This window comes from Solirubrobacter pauli (assembly GCF_003633755.1).
GTDB classification, from domain to species: domain Bacteria; phylum Actinomycetota; class Thermoleophilia; order Solirubrobacterales; family Solirubrobacteraceae; genus Solirubrobacter; species Solirubrobacter pauli.
This window is the reverse complement of record NZ_RBIL01000001.1, coordinates 2,565,933-2,590,515: the sequence shown is the minus strand read 5'-3', so window position 1 is coordinate 2,590,515 and position 24,583 is coordinate 2,565,933. Positions and strand designations below refer to the sequence as shown.

Below are 24,583 nucleotides of genomic sequence, written 5' to 3'. Positions count from 1 at the left end.
GCTCGTGCTGCCGACGGTCAGCGTGGCGGTGCCGGCCTGCTCGCCGACGACGGTCGCCGTCCGCGCCGGACAGGCCGCCGCCTCACGCGTCACCCACGCCTTCGGGTCGTTCTCGACCCCGTTCTGCTGGCCGTAGAGGAAGCGCGTGAACCAGCGGTTGCGCAGGCCGAGCGGCGGCGCTCCACCGTGCCCACCCTGGTGGTAGAACTGCTGCAGCGGGACCTTGCCCTTGAGCGCGGAGGCGATCCGCACGCTGTGCTCGGGCACCACGTTCCAGTCGTTGAAGGCGTGCGCCATCAGCGTCGCGGCCTTGACCTTCGAGAGCTGGTTGAGCTGGTCACGGCCGGCCCAGAAGTCGTTGTAGTCGCCGGTGACGCGATCCTGGCGCAGCTTCATCAGGCCCTCGCGGACGGTGTCGATACAGAACTGGCGCCGCGCCGTGTCGCCGCTGTTGATGTAGTCGAAGAGGAAGTCGATGTCCTCGCCGACCCAGCCGCCCGGGTTCCGGACGAGGCCGTTGGAGCGGTAGTAGTGGTAGTAGGACGTGTTGGGCGCGATCGGGATGATCGCCTCGAGGCCGTCGACGCCGGTCGTGGCGGCGGAGATCGGCAGCGTGCCGTTGTAGGACGTGCCGGTCATGCCGACCTTGCCCGTCGACCAGTCGGCCTTGACCTCGGTGGTGCCGTCGATCGTCGTGTAGCCCTTGGCGCGGCCGTTGAGCCAGTCGACGACGGCCTTCGGCGCGTCGTTCTCGTTCGTGCCGCCGACGGTGGGGCAGCCCTGCGAGAGCCCGGTGCCCGGGGACTCGGAGTGCACGACCGCGAAGCCGCGCGGCACCCAGGTGCTGACCTCGCTCGTCGAGATCGAGGTGCGGTTCGGGTTGAACGGGATCGCCGGCTGGGAGGTGCGCGGCTTCGGCGGCGCACCGAGCTCCACGTTGACGTCCCACAGGTTCGCCGTCGGGCCGGAGGTGCCCGCGTAGTACGGGCTGGTCTCGTAGACCACGGGCACCTTCAGCCCTTCGCTGCCCGTCTGGGCCGGGCGTGTGACGTCGACGTGCATGCGGTCGCGCTTGCCGTCGCCGTCGCTGTCGAACTCGGTCTCGACCCAGAGCCGCTGGCGGATCCACTCGCTCGAGACGTTGAAGGCCGGCACGACCTGCGCCTGGCCGTTGACGAACACCGGCCCCGTCTGCGCGGACGCGGCTGAAGTCACGCCCAGCATGACCGCGGCGGCCGCCCCTACGACCGCGCGCTTGACTCGATCCATCCCGTCCCTCCTAGAAGCCGGTGCACCCTCTCGCAGCGACCGTACGGGAGCGGCGGTGCGCGCTCATCCAACCGTTGTCGGAATGCCAGGCGCTCCTCACAAACGGACGTCGGAGCGCTGGAGCACCACGCGCCCCGCGACCACCGTGAGCCACACCGGGTTGTCCGGCAGCTCCGCGGCGGGCGTGTCGATCGGGTCCAGCTCCATCCCGGTGAGGTCGGCGCGCATCCCTTCGCGGATGCAGCCCGTCCACTCGTCGCCGGCCACGAGCGCGGGCACGGTCGTGTACCCGGCGAGCGCCTCCTCGGCGGTGATCCGCTGCGAAGGGACCACGTCACGCAGCTGCGCGGCCGCCAGCCCACGACGCGGGTCGGCGTCGGCCACCGGCCAGTCCGAGCCGAGGGCGAGCACCGCGCCCGCGTCCAGCAGGTCGCGCATCCGGAACGCCCGCGCGGCGCGCTCGGGGCCGAGCCGCTCGTTCCACGTGCCCGTGCCGTCGGCGCGCACGGCGCTCACGTGGATCGGCTGCATCGAGGCGACCACGTTCGCGCGCGGGATCGACTGCACGAGGTCGTCGGGGATCGCCTCCAGGTGCTCGAGCCGGTGCCGGACGCCCGGCGCGGCGCCCGCGCGGATGTAGGCGCCGAGCGTGAAGCGGGCCGCCGCGTCGCCGATCGTGTGCGTCGCGAGCTGGAAGCCCGCCTCGGCGAAGCGCGCCATCACGGCCGCCATCCGCTCCGGGTCGGGCCAGAACGGGGCGACGCTCTCGCCGCGTGTGTCCGGCGCCTCGAGCCAGGCCGTGCCGCCGTCGATCACGCCGTCGGCGAAGAACTTGGCCACGCCCCCGCGCCACAGCCGGCCACGCACGTCGCGCAGCGTGAGGAGGTGCTCGATCTGCTCGTCGGTGGTCTCCGGCGTGATCCAGAACGGCACGCGCAGGCGCATCGTCAGCTCGCCGGCGCCCTCGAGCTCGCGCAGCATCTCGAGCGTCGCGAGGTCGCCGTTCATCACGTGCCCGCCCGTGAGCCCGAGCGCGTTGAGCTCGCGCAGGATCTCCGCGTGGCGGGCGTGCAGCTGCGGCCAGCGCAGCTTGGGCGCGGCGCGCAGGACGAGGTCGCCCGCGGTCTCGCGGAGCTCGCCGGTCGGTGCGCCGTGCTCGTCGACCACGACGTACTCGTGGTCCCCGGTCACGTGCGCGAGCTCCAGCGCCCGCGGTGAGGCCAGCGCGGTGTGCAGGTCCGCGAGCTGGACGTACACGGCCGCGCCGCCGCACGCCTCGCCGATCGCCGCCGCTGTCGGCGCGACGTCGTAGTCCAGCCCCCAGGCGAACAGCCAGCCGCGCTGCGGCTCGGCGGCGGCGAGCCGCTCCAGCGCCTCCGACGCCGACGCGCACCCGCGCAGGTCGACCCCGCGCGTGGCCTCGGCGCCCCAGAACGGGTGGATGTGCGAGTCCACGAGCCCGGGGAGGAGCGCGGCGCCGCCCGCGTCGATGACCTCGGTGGTGGCGTCGCAGTCGTCGCCGACGTCCTCGCCGACCGCGATGATCGTCCCGCCGCGCACCGCGAGCGCGCTCGCGAACGGCCGGGCGGAGTCCAGCGTCCGGATCCGGGCGTTGACGATCGCCAGGTCAGCGGGCATGCGGTTTGGCCACAGCGAGGTACAGCACTCCGACCACGGTGATACCCGCCACGACCATCGGCGCGGCCCACACCTGGTACCAGGGCGCGTCCAGCGGGGCGAGCGACGCTCGCGGCCAGGCGATGTTCACGGTCTCGAAGGCCAGCCAGAGCACGGCGAGCACGTTGAGCACCATGCCGCGCGGCGACAGCATCCCTTGCGTGCGCGCGTAGAGCGCGGCGATCGCGATCAGCAGGAAGGCCACGAAGATCGCGGCGGTGCCGAATGTGATCAGCGAGCCGATCGCGGTCGCCTCGAGGCCGAGCAGCAGGCCGGCCCACGCGACGAGCGTGGTGGCGACGATGCCGCCGATCGGCGCCTGGCGCTTGTCGACCCGGCGCAGGAACGTCGAGCCGGGCAGCACGCCGTCGCGCGCCATCGAGTAGATGCCGCGCGACGTGCCGCCCTGCGCGGCCATCCCGCAGGCGATGAAGGCGACGAGCACGACGAACGCGAACGGCTTGCTCGACCACCCGCCGAAGGAGGCGACGACCGCGGTCGAGACGGGGTCGAGGTCCTTGCCCGCCGCCACGTCCGCGGGGTTGGGGTGCGCGAGCGTCGTGGCGAAGGCGTTGAGGATCACGAGCGCGCCGACGGTCAGCAGCGCGAGCCAGACCGCGCGCGGCACGTGCTTGGCCGCGCCCTTGGTCTCCTCGGCCGCGGCGACCGTCGCGTCGAACCCGATGAACGCCCAGCCGCCGACGGCGAGGGCGGCGAGCAGCGCGCCGAACGTCGACCCGCCGCTCAGCGCCTCGGCTCCGAACGTGTCGGTCAACACGCCGAAGCCCTGCTCGCGGAAGACGAGCAGCAGCGCGAGCCCGATGCCGACGGACGCGATCGCCTCCGCGCCGACGCCGAGCCGCAGCGCGCCCTTGAGCGCGTCGACGCCGAACGCGTTGATGATCGAGCAGACGAGGACGAGCACCGCGCCCGTGAGCACGATCGCGCCCGGCGTGGCCGTGATGCCCAGCAGCGTGAGCGCCCACGGCGCGCCGAGGTAGGCGATCGTCGTGTTCGCGACCGCGTACGCGCACAGCGCCACCCAGCCGTTGAACCACCCGTAGCGCGGGCCGACCAGCCGGCGACTCCACTGGTAGGCGCCGTTGGCGAGGGGATACCGGCCGGCGAGCTCGGCGTAGACGCTCATCAGCAGGCACTGGCCGGCGAGCGCGACCGGCAGCACCCACACCCACGCTCCACCGGCGACCGCCATCCCCACGAGCACGACCGCGTAGAGGCCGACGACCGGCGAGATCGTCGCGAACCCCATCGCGACGCTGTCGAAGACGCCCATCCCCCGCTTGAGCTCCTGCTCGTAGCCGAGCTCGCCCAGGCGCTGCGCATCTCCTTCCACGGGCCCTGCGAACGGCTCGGTCACGGCTGTCATCGCTGCCATCGTCGCTCCTTTGAGAAAACTAGCGGCGCTAGTCTGGACTAACGGTGCTAGTTTTGTCAAGGTGGCTCGCCCCACCAAGCCGATCCTCAGCCGCCGCGGCATCGCCGAGGAGGCGCTGCGGTTGGTCGACGAGGAGGGCGTCGAGGCGCTCACCACGCGCAAGTTGGCCAAGCGGCTCGGCGTCGAGGGACCGTCGCTCTACAACCACATCGCGGGCCGCGACGACCTGCTGGACGAGATGACCGGCCTGATCGACGAGGCCGTCGACCCGTCCGCGCTGACGGCGCACGCGGACTGGCGCGAGGGGCTCGCCGCGTTCGCCCGCACGTACCGCCGCGCGTTCATGGTCCGGCCCGAGCTCGTCGCCATCATCGCGAGCCGGCCCGTGCGCAGCGCGACCGCGCTCAGCGCCTACGAGCGCGCGTTCGCCGCCTTCGAGGGCTTCGGCTGGGACCCGCGCTTCGCGGCCACCGTGATGGCGGCGATCGACTACCTCGTGCTCGGCTCGGCGATCGAGACGTTCAACGGCGGCTTCGACCGCCCGGCGGCGGAGTACGAGGACACCTACCCGCACCTGGCGGCCGCACTGCGGGCAGCGGACGGTGTCGACGTCGACGACCTCGGCTTCGAGCTCGGCCTCGCCGCGCTGATCGCCAAGGTGGAGGCCGACACCACCTCAGGGTGAGGCGAAGGCACAAGCCGACCAGCGAGGATCGTTCGCATGATCCGCCCCATCCTCCCCGTGCTCTCCGCCCTGACCGCGCTGGCGGTCGTCGCTCCCTCCGCCCACGCCGCCGCCCCGAGCTGCCAGCGCGGCGGCGCGACGCTCCTCGCCGCCTCGGGCAAGGTCCGCGTCGTCTCCGTGAAGGAGAAGCCGCAGAACTCCGAATCGCGCCGCGACCGCATCTACGGCTGCTGGACCACCACCGGCCGGCGCTTCACGCTCTTCCAGTCGCGCGACTTCGGGCTGGACTCGATCGAGCGCGACCACTTCGAGATCGTCGACGGCCGGTACATCGGCGCGATCCGCGACTTCGAGGGCGGCGCCAGCGAGTCCCGCACCGCCGCCTCGTACGACGCGCAGAAGCACAAGGCCGTGCACGACACCGACCCGTGCGACGAGGTCTCCGCGGGCGACTTCACCGGCGTCGACGACGCGGTGTTCTTCCGCAATGGCGGGATCGCCTACACGTGCTTCAAGCAGTCGCGGATCGTCGACGGCAAGGGCGACCGCGCGCTCGAGGCCAACGGGGTCGTCGTGACGAGCTTGGCCGTCTCCAAGAACTCGCACAGCTTCAGCGAGCGGCTCTTCTACCTGGCTGACGACGTGCCGAAGAGCCTCCAGCTCTAGGTCAACGCCGCCGCCAGCTTGTGGTGGCGGAGCTTCTCGGGCGGATCGCCGTGCAGGAGCCAGCCGCCGTCGTCGCGGCGGCTGACCTTCCCGGCCTTGGCCAGCGCGCCCATCGCCGTCGTCACCGACGGGCGGTGGGCGCCGACGATGCTCGCCAGCCGCTCGTGGGAGAGCGGCAGCGGCAGCAGGATGCCGTCAGGCGTGACCTTGCCCCAGCGCTCGGCGAGGTGCCAGAGCGTCAGCAGCAGCCGGTCCTCGACGCGGTTGTGATGGGCGATCGCGAGCGCGACCGCCAGGTGATGCGCGCGCCGCGTCCCGCGGTTGAAGAGCTCCACGCCGAGCTGCGGCCACGGGTTGATGCGCGTGACGAGCGCGTGGTCGAGCACGGCCAGCTTCGTCGGCTCGAGCACCTCCCAGCCGACCTCCGCACGCACGTGCGAGCCGGCGTCGTCCCAGCTCCACGGCCGCATCACGTCGCACGGTCCGATCAGCTCGATGCAGTGCCGTCCGAGCACGTCAACCTCACGCGACAGCAGGCCCTCGACGATCAGGAAGCCGCGGTGGTGGACGTCGGGCTCGAGCGCGTTGGCGACGTCCCACTCGCCGGGGCTGAGCCGCTGGACGCGGGTCAGCGCCTCGTGGCGCGCCCGCTCGAGCTGGCCGTCGTCGAGCTGCTCGGCCAGGTCCGGGTCGGCGTCGACGATGGAGATGGTCGATCCGCTCACGCGGGTGTTGTTACCCGACCACGCGACGCGCACACTGCGGCCGGACCAAGGGGGAGCCCGGCAGCAGGACGGAGGTCGTGCACGTCGCGTGGTTGGGTGAGGAGCGGTGTCGGAGGTGCTCACCCTCAAGTTCGGCCCGGAGCGGCGAGTTGCCGACGGGCGCCACCCCCGGACGGGGGACGGGTCGGCACCCCAGCGCTAGGGTTCGCCCGCGATGCCCGTCGTGCTGCGACTCGACGACCCGGACAGCCGCTACACGGCCGTCCGCCTCGCCAGCGACCTCCACCTCTCGCACGAGCAGCGCTCGTTCGCCCGCAACGGCACCGGCTGGGTGCTCGAGGTCGAGCTGCCCGACGTGCTGCGGCTCGAGTACAAGCTCGAGGTCGACCATCCGGACGGCGGCACCGAGCACATCCTCGACCCGGGCAACGACAAGACGGCGCCCGGCGCGTTCGGGGACAAGTCCGTGCTCGAGCTCGACGGCTACGCGGCGCCGGAGTGGCTCCACGCGCAGGCCGTCCCCGGCCGCTACGACGAGGCCGAGATCCGCGGACGCGGGCTGGGCGGCACCGTCGCCGTGCGAGTGTGGTCGCCGGAGAGCTTCCCGCCGGGCACGCCCGCGCGGCTCCTGCTCGCCAACGACGGCCCCGAGTACGACGCGCTCGCCCAGCTCACGCGCTACGCCGGCGCGGTGATCGCGCGCGGCGACGTGCCGCCGTTCCGGGTCGCGCTCCTGCAGCCCGGGGACCGGAACAACTGGTACTCGGCCAGCGCCGCGTACAGCCGCGTGCTCGACTCGGACGTGCTGCCGCAGCTGCGCGCCGGGTTCGGCGTGATCGGCCAGCCGGTCGGGATGGGCGCGAGCCTCGGCGCGCTGGCGATGCTGCACGCCCAGCGGCGTTACCCGCGGCTGCTGAGCGGCGCCTTCCTGCAGTCGGGCTCGTACTTCATCCCGCGCTACGACCGCCACGAGAGCGGCTTCTCCCGCTACACGCGGATCACGCGCTTCGTGCGCGACACGCTGCGCGACGGCGAGTACGCGATGCCCGTTCCGGTGACCCTCACCGTCGGCAGGGCCGAGGAGAACGCGGAGAACAACCGGGAGATGGCGCGTGCTCTGGCGGCTCAGGGGTACGAGGTGAGCTTGGAGGAGGTGCTCGACATGCACAACTACGTCGGTTGGCGGGATGCTTTCGACCCGCATCTGACCCAGCTGCTCAAACGCGCCTGGACGCGATGAACCACGCCCACCATGAGCTGTACTCGTCCGCCATCGGCGCGGCCGGGACGGTCGCGGTCTTCGGGCACTACGGCCGGGCGGTGCTCGCGTTCCCGTCCGAGGCGGGCAAGGCCTACGACTGGCGCGACAACGGCATGGTCGGCGCCGTCGCCGACCTGATCGACGCGGGCCGCGTGAAGCTCTACTGCGTGGACTCGTTCGACGCGTCCTCGTGGTCGAACCGGCAGCTCTCGCTCGAGGACCGGGCGCGTGAGCACGGCCGCTACGAGTCGTGGATCCTCGACCAGGTCGTGCCGTTCATCTCCCACGACACCGGCGGTGAGATCATCACCACCGGCGCGAGCCTCGGCGCCTACCACGCGCTGAACTTCGCGCTCAAGCGGGCGGATCTGTTCCCGCTCGCGCTGTGCCTGTCGGGCAACTACGACCCCTCGACGTGGAACGCCTGGGGCGACCGCGGCGAGCAGACGTACTTCAACAACCCGATGGACTACGTCGGGCACTTCGGCGGCGACCACCTCGAGTGGCTGCGGTCGCGGCTGAGCCTCCTGCTGGTGTGTGGCCAGGGGCAGTGGGAGGACACGACGGGGGCGCTCGCGTCCACCCGGCAGCTCGCCGGGCTGCTGGCCGAGAAGGGAATCCGCCACGAGCTCGACCTGTGGGGGTACGACGTCCCCCACGACTGGCACTCGTGGCGCGCGCAGCTCGCCCACCATCTCCCGAGGTTCTGCTGATGTCCGACGCTTCCCACCTGATCGGTCTCCTGCTCGGCACGGAGGAGGACTGGCCGCGGGCCTTCGAGACGTTGCTCGGGCGGGTCGGCCCGGTCAAGTACGGCGGGTCCACGCACCACGTCAGCTCCGAACGGATCACGATCGAGCCCTTCGACCTGCGCGACAAGCCCCGCTACGACCTCGTGGTCGACCGGCTCGCCTGGTGGTACTTCGTCCCGCGTGAGTGGCTGAAGAAGGTCGCGCTGATGGACGACGTGTACCTGCTGAACTCGCCGTTCACGTTCCAGGCGATGGAGAAGCACGCGGCCTACGCGGCGATGATCCGGCTCGGGATCAAGGTGCCGCAGACCGTGCTCGTCCCGCACAAGAACCCGCCCGAGAACACGCGCTTCGAGTACACGGCGGCCAAGTACAACCGGCCGTTCGACCTCGGCGCGATCGCGGCCAACATCGGCTACCCGCTGTTCATGAAGCCCTACGACGGCGGTCAGTGGGTCGGCGTGACGCGGATCAAGGACCACGACCAGCTGATGCAGGCGTACAACGAGTCCGGCGAGCGGCTGATGCACCTGCAGGAGTCGATCGAGGGCTTCGACAAGTTCGCGCGGTCGCTGAGCATCGGCGCCGAGACGATGGTCATGGACTTCCAGCCCGACCAGCCGATGCACAACCGCTACGCGATCTCGCACGACTTCCTCGCGCCCGAGACGGGCGAGGAGATCATCACGATCTCGCGGCTGATCAACGCGTTCTTCCGCTGGGAGTTCAACTCCTGCGAGACGCTCGTGCGCGGTGCCGAGGCGCACCCGATCGACTACGCGAACGCGTCGCCGGACGTGGCGCTGACGTCGCTGCACTACTACTTCCCGTGGGCGATCTCCGCGTTGCTGAAGTGGACGATCTTCTGCACGGTCACCGGCCGCGACTCGCGCGTGGTGGACATGGACACGCGCCGCTACTTCGAGGTCGGCGACCGCGAGGACCTCGACTACCGGGCCAAGCTCGCCGAGTACCGCCGGCTGGCGGACGAGTACTTCCAGGTCGAGGAGTACAAGGCGTTCTGCGCGACGTCGCTCAAGCACGTCGACGAGCTGCTGCTCGAGTGGGTGTCGTCGGCGGACTTCGACGCCCTGCTGGCGGGCACGGTGCGTGACACCTACCCGGCGCACGAGCACGAGGAGTTCCTGGAGCTGTTCCGCGGGCGCGTCGGGCTGTGGGTCCGCGAGCGCGGGCGGTCGCCGCAGACCGCCTGACCGGCCGGGAGGCCGTATGGTGCGGGACATGGACGTCCTGATCGCCGGCGGCGGGGTCGCCGGACTCGAGGCGCTGCTGGGCCTCCGGGAGGTGGCCGGCGAGCGCGTGCAGCTGACCGTCGTCGCTCCTGACCCCGACTTCACGTACCGGCCGATGGCCGTGGCCGAGCCGTTCGCGGTCGGCCAGGCGCGCCGCGTCCCGCTGAGCGACATCGCGGCGGACGCGGGCGCCGAGGTGGTGATCGACGCCGTGGTCGGCGTCGACGACGCCGCCGGCCAGGTGCGCCTGGCGAGCGGCGGCACCCGGTCCTTCGACGCGCTGCTGGTCGCCGCCGGCGCCCGGGCCGTGCAGGGCGTGGAGGGCGCCACGACCTGGTGGCCCGGCGGTGACGCGGAGCCGTTCGGCGGCCTCCTGCGCGACATCGAGGAGGGCTACTCGAAGCGGCTCGCGATCGTCGTCCCGCCCGGCGCGGTGTGGCCGCTGCCCGCTTACGAGCTGGCGATCATGACCGCGGGGGAAGCGCGAGAGCTGGGCCATGACGACGTGCAGATCACGGTCGTCACGCCGGAGCGCAGCGCGCTGTCGGTGTTCGGTCCGGACGCGAGCGCCGCGGCCGCCGAGGAGCTCGAGCGTGCGGGCGTGCGGCTCGTGACCGGCGCGGTCGCCACCCGCGCCGCGGGCGGCGGCCTGTCGCTCGACCCGAGCGGTGATCGGCTCGACGTGCAGCGCGTGGTTGCGGTCCCGCGCCTGGTCGGTCCTGCCATCGAGGGCCTCGCCGCGGACGACGAGGGCTTCGTGCTGACCGGCGAGGACGGCCGTGTCCAGGGCGCCTCGCGCACGTGGGCGGCCGGCGACGGGATCGACTCGCCGCTGAAGTTCGGCGCGCTCGCGACGCATCAGGCGCGCGTGGCGATCGCCGGGATCGCGCGCCTCGCGGGCGTGGAGGACCCGCCGGACCCCGGCGAGCCGGTGCTCGAGGGCCGGCTGCTGCTGGGCACCCGCCGGACGCGTCGCCTGCGCGGCGACGGGGACGGCGAGGGCGCGCCGCTGTGGTGGCCGCAGGGCAAGGTCGCGGGGGCCTACCTGCCGCGCTGGCTGGCCGAGCACGGCTTCGCGCCGCCGGTCTTGGCCGTCGACGCCCCCGACGAGGGCATCGAGATCCGCCGTCCGGTCCGCGAGCTCGCCGACGAGGCGCAGCAGCTGTTCGACGTGCGGCGGCGCTACCGGATCGCCGATGCGGACCTCGCCTCGCTGGGCCGGCAGATGCGGTCGATGCGACGGGATCGCTGATCACGATGTAAGGCGTGGCCTCGTCGCGACAGAGAGGGGGTGTGAGCGATCCGCACGCGTTCCGCGCGATCTACGCAGCTCATCACGCCGCCGTCTGCGCGTACTTCGCGCGCCGGGCGCCGCGGGATGAGGTCGAGGATCTCGCGGCCGAGACCTTCACCGTCGCCTGGCGCAAGCTGCCGCGACGGCTCGAGCACCCGCTGCCGTGGCTGTACGCCGTGGCCGGCAAGGTGCTCGCCAACCACCGCCGCAAGGCGGCGCGCAAGGGCGCGCTGGCGCCCGACCCCGCCACGGGCGACCCCGCGGAGCGCTTCACCAGCGACCGCGGCCTCGCCACCGCCTTCGCCGCGCTGAGCGACCGCGAGCGCGAGGCGATCTGCCTTGTCGCCTGGGAAGGCCTGTCCACGGAGGACGCCGCCCGCGCCGCCGGCTGCAGCCGGGCCACCTTCGCCGTCCGCTTCTCGCGCGCCCGGGCCAAGCTCGCCCAGCACCTCGACCCGCCACCCGTCACCACCTACGCCGTCCCGGAGAGGATCTGACATGGACCCCGTGCTCGATCGCGTCCGTGCCGCGAACCCCGCCCGCGAGGACGAGTTCGCCGGCCTCGCCGACTTCAACGCGCTGGAGCTGGCGCCCTCGCCCCGCAAGCGCCGTCGGCTCTTGGCCGTCCCGGCCGTGGGCGCCGTGATCGCCGCGCTCGTCGTCCTCCCCAACTCCGCCCCCCAGGCGAGCGAGGTGCTCCGCCACGCCGTCAACGCCGTCGCGGTCGACGACGGCGGGATCCTCTACGCCCGCTCCCACGCCTCGTGGGGCCCGACCGGCGGCGCCCCGGCCGGCACCAGCTGCCGCCAGGTCTGGGTGCAGGGCGACACCGCCATGCGCTGGCTCGAGGACCGCGGCGACCAGGAGGTCTTCCGCAAGGGCGAGGGCACCACCCGCCGCACCGCCGACGGCAAGGTCACCACCGAGCCCGGCATGACGATGGTCCCGACCGAGGTCTTCCGCGCCGGCGGCCTGCTCCGCAAGGCCCAGAGCGGCACGCAGATCCAGCTCGAGGAGTCCGACCTCGACGGCCGCGAGGTCTACGTGCTCCGCTGGGACGAGCCGTCCGGCCCGCCGCACTTCCCGAAGATCCAGATGACCATGTGGATCGACCGCGAGACCTACGCCCCGCTGCGCTTCACCGACCACTCGTCCGGCAAGGACACCGAGGGCAAGCCCTTCGACCAGACCTACACGGAGGACATCCTGGAGTTCAAGACGCTTCCGGACACGCCCCGTAACCGGCAGCTGCTGACGCTTCAGTAGCGTGCCGGGCATGGGCGCAATCACCGTGGGTACGCAGAACTCGACCGACATCACCCTCAACTACGAGGATCAGGGCGAAGGGCAGGCCGTCGTCCTGATCCACGGGTATCCGCTGGACGGGTTCAGCTGGGAGAAGCAGGCCGTGGCGTTGCTGGACGCGGGCTACCGCGTCATCACGTACGACCGGCGCGGGTTCGGGGGCTCCTCGAAGGTCGCCGGCGGCTACGACTACGACACGTTCGCGGCGGACCTGAACGAGGTGCTGACGCAGCTGGACCTGCGCGACGTGATCCTCGTGGGGTTCTCGATGGGCACGGGCGAGCTGGCCCGCTACGTGAAGAACTACGGCGCCGACCGCGTGGCCAAGCTCGCGTTCCTGGCCTCGCTGGAGCCGTTCCTGCTCCAGACGGACGACAACGCGGAGGGCGTTCCGCAGGACGTCTTCGACGGCATCGTCGCCGCGGCGAAGGGCGACCGCTACGCCTGGTTCACGCAGTTCTACAAGGACTTCTACAACCTCGACGAGAACCTCGGAAGCCGGATCTCCGAGGAGGTCGTGACCGCGAGCTGGAACACCGCCACGCGTAGCGCGCCGGTGGCCGCGTACGCCGTCGTCGCCGCGTGGTTGGAGGACTTCCGCGCCGACGTGAAGGCGGTCGCCGACGCCGGCAAGCCGACGCTCATCCTGCACGGCACCGGCGACCGGATCCTCCCGATCGACGCGACCGGGCGCCGCTTCGCGAAGCTCGTGCCGGACGCGAAGTACGTCGAGGTCGAAGGCGCGCCGCACGGCCTGCTGTGGACGCACGCCGAGGAGGCGAACGCCGCGCTGCTCTCCTTCGTGCAGCCCTAGCGCTTCCGGACCGCCGGTCCAGCGCTCCGACGAGCGCTTGTGACCGGCGGTCCGTTTTCGTGGGTCCGCGGTCCCCGTAGCTTCGCGGCCCATGAACGCAGCGCTGCATACAGAGTCGGATGCGGTGGCTCGATTGGCCGCTGCGCGGCCGATGGTGGTCGACGTCGTGCCGGCCTCCGAGGTCTCCGCCCACCACGCCGCGGGCGGCGTGACCCACGCCGGCCCGCCGATCGAGCCCGAGCGCATGTGCGCCCCGATGCGCGCCGCGCTCGGCAGCGCGCTGTGGCTGGAAGGCGTGGCCGAGACGCCCGCCGCCGCCCTGGCGCTCGTCGAGGACGGCCAGATCCCGCTGACGACCAATCACGACGCGGGCGGCGTCGGGCCGATGGCGGGGGTCGTGAACCCGGGCATGCCGGTGTGGGTGGCGCGCGACGAGGCGACGGGGAAGGTCGCGTGGTGCCCGCTCAACGAGGGATCGGGCGCGGTGCTGCGCTACGGCGCCGACGGGCCCGAGGTGATGGAGCGCCTGAAGTGGATGCGCGACGTCCTCGCGCCCGAGGTGCGGGCCGCGCTCGCTCACAGCCCGCTGGACCTCTTCGAGCTGCACGTGCAGTCGATCGCGCTCGGCGACGAGGCGCACCACCGCACGGAGCAGGGCACGGCGCTCACCCTCGACGCGCTCGGCATCGAGCATCCCGAGGTGCGGGCGTTCATCGCCGGCAACGGCCAGTTCTTCCTCAACCTGGCGATGGTCTTCGCGAAGCTCGCGCTCGACTGCGCCGCGGACGTGCCGGGCTCACCGGTCCTCACCGCGATCGCCCGCAACGGCGTCGAGGTCGGCATCCGGGTCTCCGGGCTCGGCGACCGGTGGTTCGTCGGCCCGGCCGCGCTGCCCGCCCCGGCGAAGCTCTTTCCCGGCTACACGCCTGCCGACATGAACCCGGACCTCGGCGACTCGGCGATCGTCGAGACCTACGGGTTGGGCGCGCTGGCCGTGGCGGCCTCGCCGCTCTCGGCGCCGTCCGTGGGTCTGGACGTCCACGCGATCGACGCCATCGACGCCGAGCTGCGGGCGATCGCGGCCGGTGAGTCCCCGGACATCCGCTTCCCGGACGGCCGCGCGGCGATCCTCGGCATCGACGCGCGGAAGGTCGCCGCGACGCGGCTCTCCCCGCCCGTGCACACGGGCATCGCCCACAAGCAGCCGGGCATCGGGCAGATCGGCGGCGGCGTCACGCACCCGCCGCTGCAGGCCTTCGACCTCGCGGTGGCCGCTCTTGACGCGCGCTGACGAAGTCCACCACGGCCTCCGGGCCGCGCTGCTCGCGGGCGCGTTCCCGTACGGGCAGCGGCTCGTCGAGGAGCAGCTCGCGGAGCGCTTCAGCACGAGCCGCACCCCCGTGCGCGAGGCGCTGCGGCGCCTGGAGGGCGACGGGCACGTCGTCCGCGACCGCTCCGGCGGCGTGCGGCCGAACGCGCCGCGCGTGACCGCGATGCGCGAGCTGTACGCGGTCCGCACGGTGCTCGAGGACCTCGCGGTGCGCACGGCCGACCCCGAGCAGCTGGACCCGCTGCACGAGGAGTGGCTGGAGCTGCGCGCCGAGCGCGACGAGTCGCCGGACTTCGTCTACGCCGACGAGAGCTTCCACGAGGCGATCGCGCACGCGTCCGGCAACAGCGCCACCGAGCGCTACCTGCACGACATCAACGAGCGCATCCGCGTGATCCGCATCCACGACTTCACGACCGTCGACCGGATCGTGACGACGATCGAGGAGCACCTGGAGATCCTCGACGCGCTGCGGTCGGGGAAGACCGACGCGGGCGCGGCTCTGATGCGCGTGCACATCGAACGTTCGGCAGAAGTGGTGGAGCGACGCGTAGGCGAGCTGTTGACCCGGATGTTCGAGGAGGAGCGCCCATGAGCTCTGTCGCCATCAACGCCTTCACCGCGGCCCGGGAACGGCTGGCGGCGCAGGTCATCGACCCGCCCGAGGCGCGCCCGGCCTACGAGGTCTTCGGCCCGCCGCCCGCACCCGTGCCGGCGCTCGGCGCGCTGCCCTCCACGGGCGCGATCGCCGGCGCGGCGCGGGCGCTCGACGCCGGCGTCACGACCTCCGTCGCGCTGACCGAGCTCGCGCTCCAGCGGATCGCCAAGGACGACTGGACGGCGTTCGTGCACGTCGACGCGCAGGCCGCGCTGGCCGAGGCGCGGGCGCGCGACGCCGAGCTGCGCGCCGGCCGCCGGCGTGGACCGCTGCACGGCGTGCCGGTGTCCGTCAAGGACGTCATCCACGTCGGCGGCATGCCGACGCGCTGCGGCTCGGACGCGTTCCACCAGCGGCCCGAGGCCGACGCCGCGGCGGTCGACCTGTGGCGCGCGGCCGGCGCGGTGATCCTCGGCAAGACGAGCACGCACGAGTTCGCGCTCGGCGTCACCTCGCCGCAGGCGCGCAACCCGCACGACCCGACGCGGATCCCGGGCGGGTCGAGCGGCGGGTCGGCGATCGCGGTCGCCACCGGGATGGGGTTCGCCTCGCTGGGAACCGACACCCGCGCGTCGATCCGCGTCCCCGCCGCGCTGTGCGGCGTGGTCGGCCTCAAGCCCACCTACGAGACCGTGCCGACCCGCGGCGTCGTGCCGCTGTCGTGGACGATGGACCACGTCGCGGTGATGGCGGCGGGCGTGGAGGACGCGGCGCTCGCGCTCGACGCGCTGCGCCCCGACGCGCCCGCGATCGCCCCGGCGGTGGGCGCGCGGGTGAGCCACCTGCGCGTCGGCCTGGCGACCGCCGCCTGGGAAGGCGCCGAGGCGGTCGTCGAGGCGGCCGTGGCCCGCCAGGTCGACAAGCTGGACGGGCTCGTGGCGGCTGTGCGCGAGACCGATCGTCCCACCGCCGCCGACTTCGGCGGCGCCAACGCGATGGGCCTGCTCGTCTCGCGCTGCGAGGCGGCCACGTTCCACCGCGCCGCCGGGCTGGACCGCTCGCTGTACTGGGCGGAGGTCCGTGACCAGCTGGACGCCGCGGACGGCGTTCCCGCCACGGACTACATCGACGCGCAGCGCTACCGCTCCGCGCTGAGGGAGGAGATGCTCGCGGTGTTCCGCGAGCACCACGTGCTCGCGATGCCGACGGCGCCCGTCCTGGCGCCGCCGGTGGAGCGGGCCGACGAGTACCTCACGATCCTGTCGCGCAACGCGATCCTCTGGAGCTTCGTCGGGTTCCCGGCGATCTCCCTCCCGTGCCCCACCGATGGGTTGCCAGTCGGCCTGCAGCTGGTGGCGGGCCCCGGCGGGGAGGCACTGCTGATCGCGCTGGCGGCGGCCCTCACGGAGAAAGCAGGTGGCGCATGACCGCTCTCGTGCCCGCGGAGCCGGGCCCGTTCGCGTTGGACGTATCGACGACGGCGCTCGTCGTGATCGACATGCAACGCGACTTCCTCGAGCCGGGCGGCTTCGGGTCGGCGCTCGGCAACGACGTGTCGCTGCTGAGCGCCGCGATCGAGCCGCTGCAACGCGTGCTCAGCGCGGCCCGCGAAGCCGGGATGCTCGTCATCCACACGCGGGAGGGCCACCGGCCCGACATGGCCGACTGCCCGCCGGCGAAGTTCGCGCGCGGCGAGTTCATCGGCACCGACTCACCCAAGGGCCGGATCCTGATCCGCGGCGAGTACGGCCACGACATCGTCGACGAGCTCGCGCCGGCACCCGGCGAGATCGTGCTCGACAAGCCCGGCAAAGGCTCCTTCTACGCCACCGACCTCGAGCTGATCCTGCGCAACGCGGGGATCACGTCGCTGGTCGTGACCGGCGTCACCACCGAGGTCTGCGTGCACACGACCGTGCGCGAGGCCAACGACCGCGGCTTCGAGTGCCTGGTGCTGTCGGACTGCTGCGGCTCGTACGTCCCCGAGTTCCACGAGGTCGCGCTGCGGATGATCTCCGCCCAGGGCGGGATCTTCGGCTGGGTGGGCTCGTCATCGGACCTTCTGTCCTCCCTCCCGCTCGGAGCTCGCGCATGACCCTCCCCTTCTGGACCCGCGGCGACCTGAACGCCTTCTTCGGGCTCGGCATCAACATGCTCGTCAACGTGCTGGTGCTCGCCGGGCTGTGCATCGGCGTGGTCAACATCGCGCCCGACGACGTCTACGGCATCATCCTCCCGGCCCTCGGCATCGAGCTGCTGGTCGGCAACATCTTCTACTTCTACCTCGCCCGTCGGCTGGCGATGAAGGAGCAGCGCGCGGACGTCACGGCGCTCCCCTACGGGCCGAGCGTCCCGCACATGTTCATCGTGACGCTGGTGATCATGCTGCCGACCTACCTGGCGACCAAGGACGCCGTCGCGGCCTGGACGGCCGGCCTGGCGTGGGCGTTCATCATCGGCTGCATCATCCTGATCGGCGCGTTCGTCGGGCCGACGATCCGCCACCTGACGCCGCGCGCGGCCATGCTCGGGACGCTGGCCGGCATCTCGCTCGCGTTCATCTCGATGCGTCCGGGAGCGCAGATGTGGGGCGCGCTGTGGATCGCCCTGCCCGTGTTCATGATCATCATCGCCGGCTTCATCGCGGGCGTGCGGCTGCCGGGCAACTTCCCGATCGGCCTCGCGGCGCTGCTCGTCGGCTGCGCGATCGGCTGGATCGGCGGCTACATGGAGCCGGCTGCGGTGACCGACGCCGCCGAGGCGATCGCGATCGGCATCCCATCGTTGAACGTCGACCTGCTGCTCGACGGGCTGGAGGGCATCTCGCCGCTGCTCGCGACCGCGATCCCGCTGGGCATCTACAACTTCACCGAGGCGATGAGCAACGTCGAGTCGGCCGCCGCGGCGGGCGACAACTACAACCTGCGCCACGTGCTCCTCGCCGACGGCACGGGCGCCGTCGTCGGTGCCGCGCTCGGCTCGCCCTTCCCGCCCGCCGTCTACATCGGCCACCCCGGGTGGAAGGCCGCCGGCGGGCGCATCTCCTACTCGCTGGCGTCCGGCGTGCTGATCTTCGCCCTGTGCGCGTTCGGGCTGTTCCCGCTGCTCGCCGCGCTGCTGCCGATCCCCGCGATCGTGCCGATCCTGCTGTTCATCGGCCTCGTGATCGGGTCGCAGGCGTTCGTCGCGGTGCCGAAGGCCCACTACGCGGCGGTGGTGCTCGCGGCGATCCCGTCGCTCGCGCAGTGGGGCTCGGGCATGGTGCACGACGCGCTGCTGGCGGCGGGGACGAGCGTGCAGGAGGTCGGCGTCGACGCGCTCGCCAACGGCGGCGTGCTCTACGGCGGGCTGGCGACGATCGGCGCGGGCTCGGTCCTCGTCGGCATGATCCTCGGCACGATCGCGGTGTTCGTGATCGACCGGCGCTTCGTCCACGCGGCCGCCGCGTGCGGGGTCGGCGGGGTCCTGACGCTGGTCGGCCTGATCCACAGCGAGGAGGTGCACGTGTTCTCGAACCCGCGGATCGCGCTGGGCTACGGACTCGCCGGCGTCGTCTGCCTCGCCTACTCGCTGCTCAAGCTCCCGCCGCGTGAGCCGGACCTGAGCGACCCGATGGACCTCGAGGTCGCCGCGGAGCGCAGCCGGTTCGTCCGGGAGGACGAGAGGGTGGCTGTCCACGCCTGAAGACTGGGGACAGCCCCAATCGACATCCGGTCGAGGAGCAGTACCTTGGAGACATGAGCTCCGCCGCGCTCCTCGACCTCGACGTCGGCCCCAAGCCGAGCCGCAAGGAACGCGCGGCGAAGACCGTCAACGCCGCTCTGCGAGGAGGTGTTCTCGCGGGCGGCGTCGCCGCGATCGCCTGGCTGTTGGCGGTCGCGCTCAGCGGCACCGTCTTCTTCCTGCTGATCGTCGCGACCGTGCTCGCGCTGGTCTACACGGTCGTGCGCGGCGACAAGGCCCGCATGGGCGTCTGGGGCCTGCTCGCGGTCGCCTGGGCGCTGATCATCGCCGAGCGGTGGGTGGTCAACGAGAACGGCGGCCTCATCGTCGCCGGCGCCGCCTACCTCGGCGTCGTCTTCGGCGCCCGGCGCGCCGGCATCGCCAAGAAGTCCTATCCGCTGCTGGCCTACCCGCTCATCTCGCTGGCGATCGTTATCGGCGCCGGCACGAGCGTCGCGGACCCGTGGGGCGTCTCCTGGCTCTGGGTCCTCGCCGTGCTCGGGCCCGTCGTCGGTGCCCGCACCCTGCTCAACCCCTCTCCTCGGGACCACAAGCCCACGCCATGAAGCTGATCGTCAACTACCGCCTCGACCCCACGGTCGCGGCGGCGCTCCTCCCTGCCCAGTTCCGGCCGCGCCTGCTCAACGGGCACGCCGTCGCCGGCCTGCTCCTGGACGCCGACAAGGCCGAGTACCGCCTCGCGGTCGAGTCCGGCGCGTACCTGCTCAACAGCGAGTCCGGCCCGCTCCTCGCCGAGGAGCTCCCACGCCAGATCTACGCGTCGTTCGCGGGCGAGGAGACGGTCGACGTCTCCGTCCGCCCGGCCGTGTCGTGGCGCAGCACGCTGTTCGGCGACCCCTACTCCGCCGCGCGCTTCGCGGGGATGATCGCCGCGGTGCCGGTCCGCATCGACTGGGTGCGGTCGTCGTTCTTCGCGCGGCTGGGAGGCGTGGCCGACTGCGCGTTGATGGTGCCGGACGTGCCGATGTCGATGGACATCGCCGCCTGACGCGCCCCTCGTAGACTGCTCGCGCGTGTTGTCGCGCGAACGCGCACCCGCCGCGATCCTCGCGCTGATCCTGCTCGTCGCGTTCGGGTTGCGCGTGTGGAGCCTCGGGCACGGCCTGCCCTACTCGTACAACCTGGACGAGCGGGCGCACTTCGTGCCGCACGCCGTGGCGATGACGTCCGGGGACCTGAACCCCGGGTACTTCATCAACCCGCCCTTCCTGACGTACATCCTCGCGGCGTGGCTGAGCGTCATCCACCTCGGAGGGGTGGAGCAGTGGTTCGCCGACGACGCGGGCGCCGTGTTCCTCGCCGGCCGGTGGATCAGCGTGTTCTTCGGGGTCGGGACGGTCGCCGCGACGTACTTCGCGGGCAAGGCGTGGTTCGGGCGCGCCGCGGGCCTGATCGCGGCGGCGATCCTCGCGGTCGCGTTCCTGCCGGTGTTCTACTCGCGGCTGGCGCTCAACGACGGGCCGGGGATGCTGCCGTGCGCGCTCGCGCTGTGGGCGAGCGCGGTCGTGCTGCGCACCGGGTCCACCAAGGCGCTGCTCGCTGGCGGCGCGGCCGTCGGCCTCGCCGCGAGCTTCAAGTACTCGGACGGCGCGGTCGTGATCGCGCTCGTCGCCGCCGCGTTCCTGTCGCCGCTGTCGATCAAGGCCGCGCTCAAGGGCCTGGTCCTCGCCGGGCTGATCGCGATCGCGGCCGTGATCGTCACGAACCCGTACCTGTTCGCGGACTGGGGCACGTTCATCAACGACCTGGACCGCCAGCGCAAGTTCGCCGACGGGCCGCCGCTGCTCGGCCAGCCCGAGCGCAACGGCTGGTGGTACTACCTGACGTCCTCGACGTGGGCGCTCGGCTGGTTCCCGAGCGTGTTCGCGGTCGCGGGCGGCGTGATGCTGCTGATCCGGCGCCGATACAAGGAGGCCGCCGTCCTCGGCGGGCTGATCGTCCTGTACTGGCTCTACATGGGGAGCCAGAGCCGCTTCTACGCGCGCTGGATGCTGCCGCTGTACCCCGCGCTCGCGGTGCTGGCGGCCTACGCGCTGACGCAGCTCCGGTCCAACAAGGCGGCCGCGGTGGCCGCCGTCGGGTTCCTCGTCGCCACCGCGGTGCCGACGGTCCGCAACGCGATCGTCATGGGGCGCGAGGACACCCGCACGCAGACGCGCGACTGGCTCGTCGCCAACGTCCCGCAGGGCACGAAGGTCGCGTTCGAGCCGATCGCGCCCAGCGAGTGGTACGGCTCCACGCCGGGCGGCGGTGCGAAGGCGCATCCGATCCAGCAGTGGACCCGCTTCAACCGCAACGACGCGATCATCGCCGAGCTCGCGGACGAGCACAGCGGCTCACGCCGGCCGGCGAACTTCCAGAACTACGAGCGCACGCTCACGCCCAAGCTGATCGACATCTACCGCCGCGAGGGCGTCTGCTGGGTCGTCACCGGCTCGACCCAGTACGGGCGGACGGCCGCCGAGCCGTACCGGGCGCCCGCGGCGGTCAAGTACTACCGGGCGCTGAAGCGGCAGGCCGACGTCGTGTTCAAGACCGACCCGACCGACGGCACCCTGCCGCGCTACCAGGTCGACAAGTCGTTCAACTACATCGAGTCCGAGTTCAAGCGCCCGGGCCCGGAGATGATCGTGTACCGGCTGCGCAACTGCTCGTGATTCCGTGCGTTAAGGGGTCTCGTGCGGATCCTCATTGCTTCGTTGCTGCTTCTCATCGCCGCGCCGGCCGCGTCGGCCCGCGTCGTCATCGTCGCCACCGGCACCGACCAGGTGCAGCTGATCGACACGCGCACGAACACACCCGCGCCCGTGCGCGTGCCCGGGCCGGCGAAGGCGGTCGCGGCGACGCCGGACGGCTCACGCGCGCTGATCGCCTCTGACCGCACGGTCACGATCTACGACCTCAACACGCGCGCGGTCAACGGGGTGGCGCAGCTCCAGGGCGTCCCCGCGGCGCTCGCCGTGTCCCCCGACGGCACCCGCGCGTACGCCGCGCGCCGCAGCGGGATCGAGGTCATCGACCTCGCGAGCGCTTCGCGGGTCGGGCTGCGCCGGTTGTCCGGCACGCCGATCGACCTGGCGGTGACGGCGAACCGCGCGGTCGTGGTCCAGTCGGGCGGCAAGGTCGCCGTCCTCGACCTCGACACGGGCCGGCTCGTGCGGCGGCTGACGGTGCGCGGCGCCGCGGGCGTCGCGATCGCGCAGGGGCAGGCCTGGGTGTCGGCGACGGAGCCCAAGCGCAAGAAGAAGCAGCCCGCCGCGCGGCTCGTGCGGATCAACCCCGTGACGGGCGGCACGACCGGCTCCGTCGCGCTCCGCACCGACGGCGGCGGCGGTGTCGGCGTCTCGACCGACGGCACGCGCGCGATCGTCGCACCGGGTGCGAAGCTTTCCGGCATCCACCGCAAGGCGGCGCTCGTCGACCTGACCAAGCGCCGCGTGATCGCCCGTCCCGCGACGGGCGGCGGGCCCGGCCGGGCCGCTTACGCGTCCGACGGCGCGCGGCTGTACGTCTCGGACTCGCGCGCCAAGACCGTCTCGGTGCTGTCGGCGTTCACGGGCGTGCGGCTGAAGACCGTGCGCCTGCGCGGCGCTCCGGGAGCGCTCGTCGTCCAGCCGGGCCTGGCGCTGCTGGTCGGGACCGCCTTCAACGACGTGCTCAACGGCACGCGCGGCGCGGATCTCCTGCGCGGCCTCGACGGCGACGACATGCTGCGCGGCCAGCGCGGCGACGACCTGCTCGAGGGCAACGCCGGCAACGACACGCTCGTCGGCGCGTCCGGCAACGACACGCTGGACGGCGGCGACGGCAACGACACCGCCTACGGCGACACCGGCAACGACCAGATCACGCTCGGCAACGGCGACGACACCGCGCACGGCGGGCTCTCCAACGACGTGATCGACGGCGGCCCGGGCAACGACAAGATGGACGGCGGCGACGCCGACGACACGCTGCGCGGCGGCGAGGGCGACGACATCATCGGCGAGAAGGGCCTCGGCAACGACATCCTGCTCGAGGGCGGGCCGGGCAACGACCTGCTCGACGGCGGCCGCGGCAACGACCGCCTGATCGACGGCGGCCCGGGCGACGACCAGCTGTACGGCCAGAACGGCGCCGACAAGCTCGACGGCGGCGACGGCGACGACACGCTCGTCGGCGGCCGAGCGGGCGACCAGCTCCTCGGCCGCGCCGGCAACGACAACATCCAGGGGAACGCGGGCCGCGACAACATCTTCGGCCAGGCGGGCGACGACACGCTCGACGGCGGCGGCGAGGACGACCGGATCTCCGGCTACGACGGCGCCGACACGATCACCGGCGGCACCGGCGCCGACGAGATCTTCGGCGGCGACGGCAACGACACCATCCGCGTCGCCGACGACTCCGCCGACTTCGTCTTCTGCGGCCGTGGCAAGGACACGGTCTACGTGGAGGACACCGCCCCCACCCGCGACCAGCTCGACTCCTGCGAGACCGTCGTCGCGATCCCGCCCGAGGCCTCCACCGACGAGCCCCCGCCGTCCGTGATCCGCGGCGGCTTCGGCAACGACAACCTCGTCGGCACCGAGGGCCCCGACTCCCTCTTCGGCTCCGTCGGCAACGACACCCTCAACGGCCTCGGCGGCGACGACTACGTCGACGGCGAGCATCAGGACGACGTCGTCCAGGGCGGCGCCGGCAACGACCAGGTCTACGGCCGCTACGGCAACGACCAGGTCTTCGGCGGCGACGGCAACGACCAGATCGAAGGCGGCTTCGGCCGCGACTACGTCGACGGCGGCCCCGGCGACGACACCATCTCCGGCACCCAGGACGAGGACGTCGTCCAAGGCGGCCCGGGCAACGACCGCATCGACGCCGTGGACGGCGCCGCCGACCGCATCGACTGCGGCGACGGTCAGGACGTCGTCGCCGTGGACCCGATCGACGTCATCGTCGGCGGGTGCGAGGACATCCGCCGCTGATCAGAACGCCGACCGTACGATGCCGCCCTCCGCGCGGACGGCGTCGCCGTTCGTGAGGGCGGCCAGCGGGCTCGCCAGGTAGACCAGCAGGTTCGCGACCTCTTCGGGCGCCGCGAGCCGCTGCAGCAGGGACGAGCTGGTGTTCGTCTCGAACAGCCGCGTGACGATCTGGTCGTGGCTGAGCCCCGTGTGCTGCGCGATGCCGTCCATCACGCCGGTCACCCCTTCGGTGGACGTCGGCCCGGGAAGCACGGTGTTGACGGTCACGCGCGTGCCTTTAGTCAGCTCGGCCAGGCCGCGGGCGAGGCCGAGGACCGCGGTCTTGGTGACGCTGTAGTGCAGTTGGTCGACCTGAGGCTGGACGGCGGCGTCGGTGCCGATGAAGAGGATCCGGCCCTCGTTGCGGTCGAGCATGCCCTGGAGGTAGTGGCGGGCGAGGCGGACGCCGCTCATCACGTTCGTGTCGAAGAACCGCTGCCACTCGGCGTCGGGGATGTCCTCGAACGGCTGCGGGCCGAAGGTGGCGGCGTTGTTGACGAGGATGTCGACCGACGGCACGGCGGCGATCAGCGCTTCCGCGCCCTCCGCGGTGGCGACGTCAGCGGTGACGGCCTCGACGTGCGCGGCCGGCGCGACGTCCAGGAGCCGACCGCGCGCGGCGGCGAGCCTTGCTGCCTCGCGGCCGTTCAGCACCACGTGAGCGCCCTCACGGGCCAGCCCCACCGCGGTCGCGAAGCCGATGCCGGCCGACGAGCCGGTGACGAGTGCGGTCTTGCCCTGCAGTTGAAGATCCACCGGGGACTCCTTCTCGAAAGTCATTCAAACGCTTGTTTGACAACTTAGCGAG

At 72.2% G+C, this 24,583-nt stretch carries 22 protein-coding genes and 1 pseudogene; 18 read left to right on the top strand and 5 right to left on the bottom strand.

Translation table 11 applies throughout. From position 1 onward, the window contains the following. Positions 1 to 81: 81 nt before the first annotated feature. From C8N24_RS35550 to C8N24_RS12325, 3 genes and pseudogenes are all read right to left on the bottom strand, one after another. Positions 82 to 1,224: pseudogene (locus C8N24_RS35550) on the bottom strand (CocE/NonD family hydrolase); the annotation flags it as partial. Between the two features lie 141 nt (positions 1,225 to 1,365). Continuing rightward, positions 1,366 to 2,907 carry an amidohydrolase gene (locus C8N24_RS12330; protein WP_121250318.1) on the bottom strand — a complete coding sequence of 514 codons (1,542 nt, stop codon included), beginning with the start codon at positions 2,905 to 2,907 and terminating at the stop codon, positions 1,366 to 1,368. Beyond that, positions 2,897 to 4,333 (bottom strand): APC family permease, encoded by a 1,437-nt coding sequence (locus C8N24_RS12325; RefSeq protein ID WP_211339937.1) that lies wholly within the window; start codon positions 4,331 to 4,333, stop codon positions 2,897 to 2,899. Before C8N24_RS12325 ends, C8N24_RS12330 begins: the two co-directional genes overlap by 11 nt. A 70-nt stretch (positions 4,334 to 4,403) precedes the next feature. Here C8N24_RS12325 and C8N24_RS12320 point away from each other — a divergent pair, with 70 nt between their 5' ends. Beyond that, entirely contained in the window at positions 4,404 to 5,027 is a 624-nt protein-coding gene (locus C8N24_RS12320) for a TetR/AcrR family transcriptional regulator C-terminal domain-containing protein (protein WP_121250316.1), read from the top strand. Between the two features lie 36 nt (positions 5,028 to 5,063). After that, entirely contained in the window at positions 5,064 to 5,693 is a 630-nt protein-coding gene (locus C8N24_RS12315) for a hypothetical protein (RefSeq protein WP_121250315.1), read from the top strand. Here the strand turns inward: C8N24_RS12315 and C8N24_RS12310 are convergent. Beyond that, on the bottom strand, positions 5,690 to 6,418 hold the full coding sequence (locus C8N24_RS12310) for a Crp/Fnr family transcriptional regulator (protein WP_121250314.1): 729 nt from the start codon (positions 6,416 to 6,418) through the stop codon (positions 5,690 to 5,692). The two genes, C8N24_RS12315 and C8N24_RS12310, sit on opposite strands and share 4 nt — an antisense overlap. Before the next feature lie 214 nt (positions 6,419 to 6,632). On the opposite strand from C8N24_RS12310, the gene C8N24_RS12305 reads away from it, so the two are divergent. From C8N24_RS12305 to C8N24_RS12230, 16 genes are all read left to right on the top strand, one after another. Next, positions 6,633 to 7,658: an alpha/beta hydrolase gene (locus tag C8N24_RS12305; RefSeq protein WP_121250313.1), complete on the top strand. Its 1,026-nt coding sequence runs from the start codon at positions 6,633 to 6,635 to the stop codon at positions 7,656 to 7,658. After that, the gene (locus C8N24_RS12300) at positions 7,655 to 8,392 is read left to right on the top strand and encodes an esterase family protein (RefSeq protein ID WP_121250312.1); all 738 of its coding nucleotides are present in this window, start codon (positions 7,655 to 7,657) and stop codon (positions 8,390 to 8,392) included. Before C8N24_RS12305 ends, C8N24_RS12300 begins: the two co-directional genes overlap by 4 nt. Further along, entirely contained in the window at positions 8,392 to 9,645 is a 1,254-nt protein-coding gene (locus tag C8N24_RS12295) for an ATP-grasp domain-containing protein (protein WP_121250311.1), read from the top strand. The genes C8N24_RS12300 and C8N24_RS12295 overlap by 1 nt, the downstream gene beginning before the upstream one ends. 28 nt (positions 9,646 to 9,673) lie before the next feature. Further along, positions 9,674 to 10,936, top strand: coding sequence for an FAD-dependent oxidoreductase (locus C8N24_RS12290; protein ID WP_170179039.1), 1,263 nt, complete (start codon positions 9,674 to 9,676; stop codon positions 10,934 to 10,936). Between the two features lie 41 nt (positions 10,937 to 10,977). Further along, positions 10,978 to 11,475, top strand: a complete 498-nt coding sequence (locus C8N24_RS12285; protein ID WP_170179038.1) for an RNA polymerase sigma factor — start codon at positions 10,978 to 10,980, stop codon at positions 11,473 to 11,475. 1 nt (position 11,476) lies between these two features. Then, the gene (locus C8N24_RS12280) at positions 11,477 to 12,244 is read left to right on the top strand and encodes a hypothetical protein (protein ID WP_121250308.1); all 768 of its coding nucleotides are present in this window, start codon (positions 11,477 to 11,479) and stop codon (positions 12,242 to 12,244) included. A 10-nt stretch (positions 12,245 to 12,254) separates the two neighbouring features. Beyond that, positions 12,255 to 13,097: an alpha/beta fold hydrolase gene (locus C8N24_RS12275; RefSeq protein ID WP_121253151.1), complete on the top strand. Its 843-nt coding sequence runs from the start codon at positions 12,255 to 12,257 to the stop codon at positions 13,095 to 13,097. A gap of 124 nt (positions 13,098 to 13,221) precedes the next feature. Beyond that, entirely contained in the window at positions 13,222 to 14,388 is a 1,167-nt protein-coding gene (locus C8N24_RS12270) for a YlbE family protein (protein ID WP_211339936.1), read from the top strand. Further along, positions 14,375 to 15,022, top strand: a complete 648-nt coding sequence (locus tag C8N24_RS12265; RefSeq protein ID WP_121250306.1) for a GntR family transcriptional regulator — start codon at positions 14,375 to 14,377, stop codon at positions 15,020 to 15,022. Before C8N24_RS12270 ends, C8N24_RS12265 begins: the two co-directional genes overlap by 14 nt. Further along, entirely contained in the window at positions 15,019 to 16,452 is a 1,434-nt protein-coding gene (locus C8N24_RS12260; protein ID WP_121250305.1) for an amidase, read from the top strand. The genes C8N24_RS12265 and C8N24_RS12260 overlap by 4 nt, the downstream gene beginning before the upstream one ends. Next, on the top strand, positions 16,449 to 17,120 hold the full coding sequence (locus C8N24_RS12255; RefSeq protein ID WP_121250304.1) for a cysteine hydrolase family protein: 672 nt from the start codon (positions 16,449 to 16,451) through the stop codon (positions 17,118 to 17,120). Before C8N24_RS12260 ends, C8N24_RS12255 begins: the two co-directional genes overlap by 4 nt. Next, a complete protein-coding gene (locus C8N24_RS12250; protein ID WP_211339935.1) occupies positions 17,117 to 18,709 on the top strand; it encodes a hypothetical protein in 1,593 nt (530 codons plus the stop codon). Before C8N24_RS12255 ends, C8N24_RS12250 begins: the two co-directional genes overlap by 4 nt. A gap of 53 nt (positions 18,710 to 18,762) precedes the next feature. Further along, positions 18,763 to 19,314: a hypothetical protein gene (locus tag C8N24_RS12245; RefSeq protein ID WP_121250303.1), complete on the top strand. Its 552-nt coding sequence runs from the start codon at positions 18,763 to 18,765 to the stop codon at positions 19,312 to 19,314. Beyond that, positions 19,311 to 19,757: a hypothetical protein gene (locus C8N24_RS12240; RefSeq protein ID WP_121250302.1), complete on the top strand. Its 447-nt coding sequence runs from the start codon at positions 19,311 to 19,313 to the stop codon at positions 19,755 to 19,757. The genes C8N24_RS12245 and C8N24_RS12240 overlap by 4 nt, the downstream gene beginning before the upstream one ends. Before the next feature lie 25 nt (positions 19,758 to 19,782). Next, positions 19,783 to 21,426, top strand: coding sequence for a glycosyltransferase family 39 protein (locus C8N24_RS12235; RefSeq protein WP_121250301.1), 1,644 nt, complete (start codon positions 19,783 to 19,785; stop codon positions 21,424 to 21,426). A 42-nt stretch (positions 21,427 to 21,468) separates the two neighbouring features. Next, positions 21,469 to 23,736, top strand: a complete 2,268-nt coding sequence (locus C8N24_RS12230) for a hypothetical protein (RefSeq protein WP_170179037.1) — start codon at positions 21,469 to 21,471, stop codon at positions 23,734 to 23,736. On the opposite strand, the gene C8N24_RS12225 is transcribed toward C8N24_RS12230, so the two are convergent. After that, on the bottom strand, positions 23,737 to 24,531 hold the full coding sequence (locus C8N24_RS12225) for an SDR family NAD(P)-dependent oxidoreductase (protein WP_121250299.1): 795 nt from the start codon (positions 24,529 to 24,531) through the stop codon (positions 23,737 to 23,739). Between the last annotated feature and the right edge of the window lie 52 nt (positions 24,532 to 24,583).

Coding starts and splice junctions, on each gene's coding strand:
- C8N24_RS12330 (WP_121250318.1), bottom strand. CDS start 2,907: ATGCCCGCTGACCTGGCGATCGTCAACGCCCGGATCCGGACGCTGGAC.
- C8N24_RS12325 (WP_211339937.1), bottom strand. CDS start 4,333: ATGACAGCCGTGACCGAGCCGTTCGCAGGGCCCGTGGAAGGAGATGCG.
- C8N24_RS12315 (WP_121250315.1), top strand. CDS start 5,064: ATGATCCGCCCCATCCTCCCCGTGCTCTCCGCCCTGACCGCGCTGGCG.
- C8N24_RS12305 (WP_121250313.1), top strand. CDS start 6,633: ATGCCCGTCGTGCTGCGACTCGACGACCCGGACAGCCGCTACACGGCC.
- C8N24_RS12300 (WP_121250312.1), top strand. CDS start 7,655: ATGAACCACGCCCACCATGAGCTGTACTCGTCCGCCATCGGCGCGGCC.
- C8N24_RS12295 (WP_121250311.1), top strand. CDS start 8,392: ATGTCCGACGCTTCCCACCTGATCGGTCTCCTGCTCGGCACGGAGGAG.
- C8N24_RS12290 (WP_170179039.1), top strand. CDS start 9,674: ATGGACGTCCTGATCGCCGGCGGCGGGGTCGCCGGACTCGAGGCGCTG.
- C8N24_RS12280 (WP_121250308.1), top strand. CDS start 11,477: ATGGACCCCGTGCTCGATCGCGTCCGTGCCGCGAACCCCGCCCGCGAG.
- C8N24_RS12275 (WP_121253151.1), top strand. CDS start 12,255: ATGGGCGCAATCACCGTGGGTACGCAGAACTCGACCGACATCACCCTC.
- C8N24_RS12260 (WP_121250305.1), top strand. CDS start 15,019: ATGAGCTCTGTCGCCATCAACGCCTTCACCGCGGCCCGGGAACGGCTG.
- C8N24_RS12255 (WP_121250304.1), top strand. CDS start 16,449: ATGACCGCTCTCGTGCCCGCGGAGCCGGGCCCGTTCGCGTTGGACGTA.
- C8N24_RS12250 (WP_211339935.1), top strand. CDS start 17,117: ATGACCCTCCCCTTCTGGACCCGCGGCGACCTGAACGCCTTCTTCGGG.
- C8N24_RS12245 (WP_121250303.1), top strand. CDS start 18,763: ATGAGCTCCGCCGCGCTCCTCGACCTCGACGTCGGCCCCAAGCCGAGC.
- C8N24_RS12240 (WP_121250302.1), top strand. CDS start 19,311: ATGAAGCTGATCGTCAACTACCGCCTCGACCCCACGGTCGCGGCGGCG.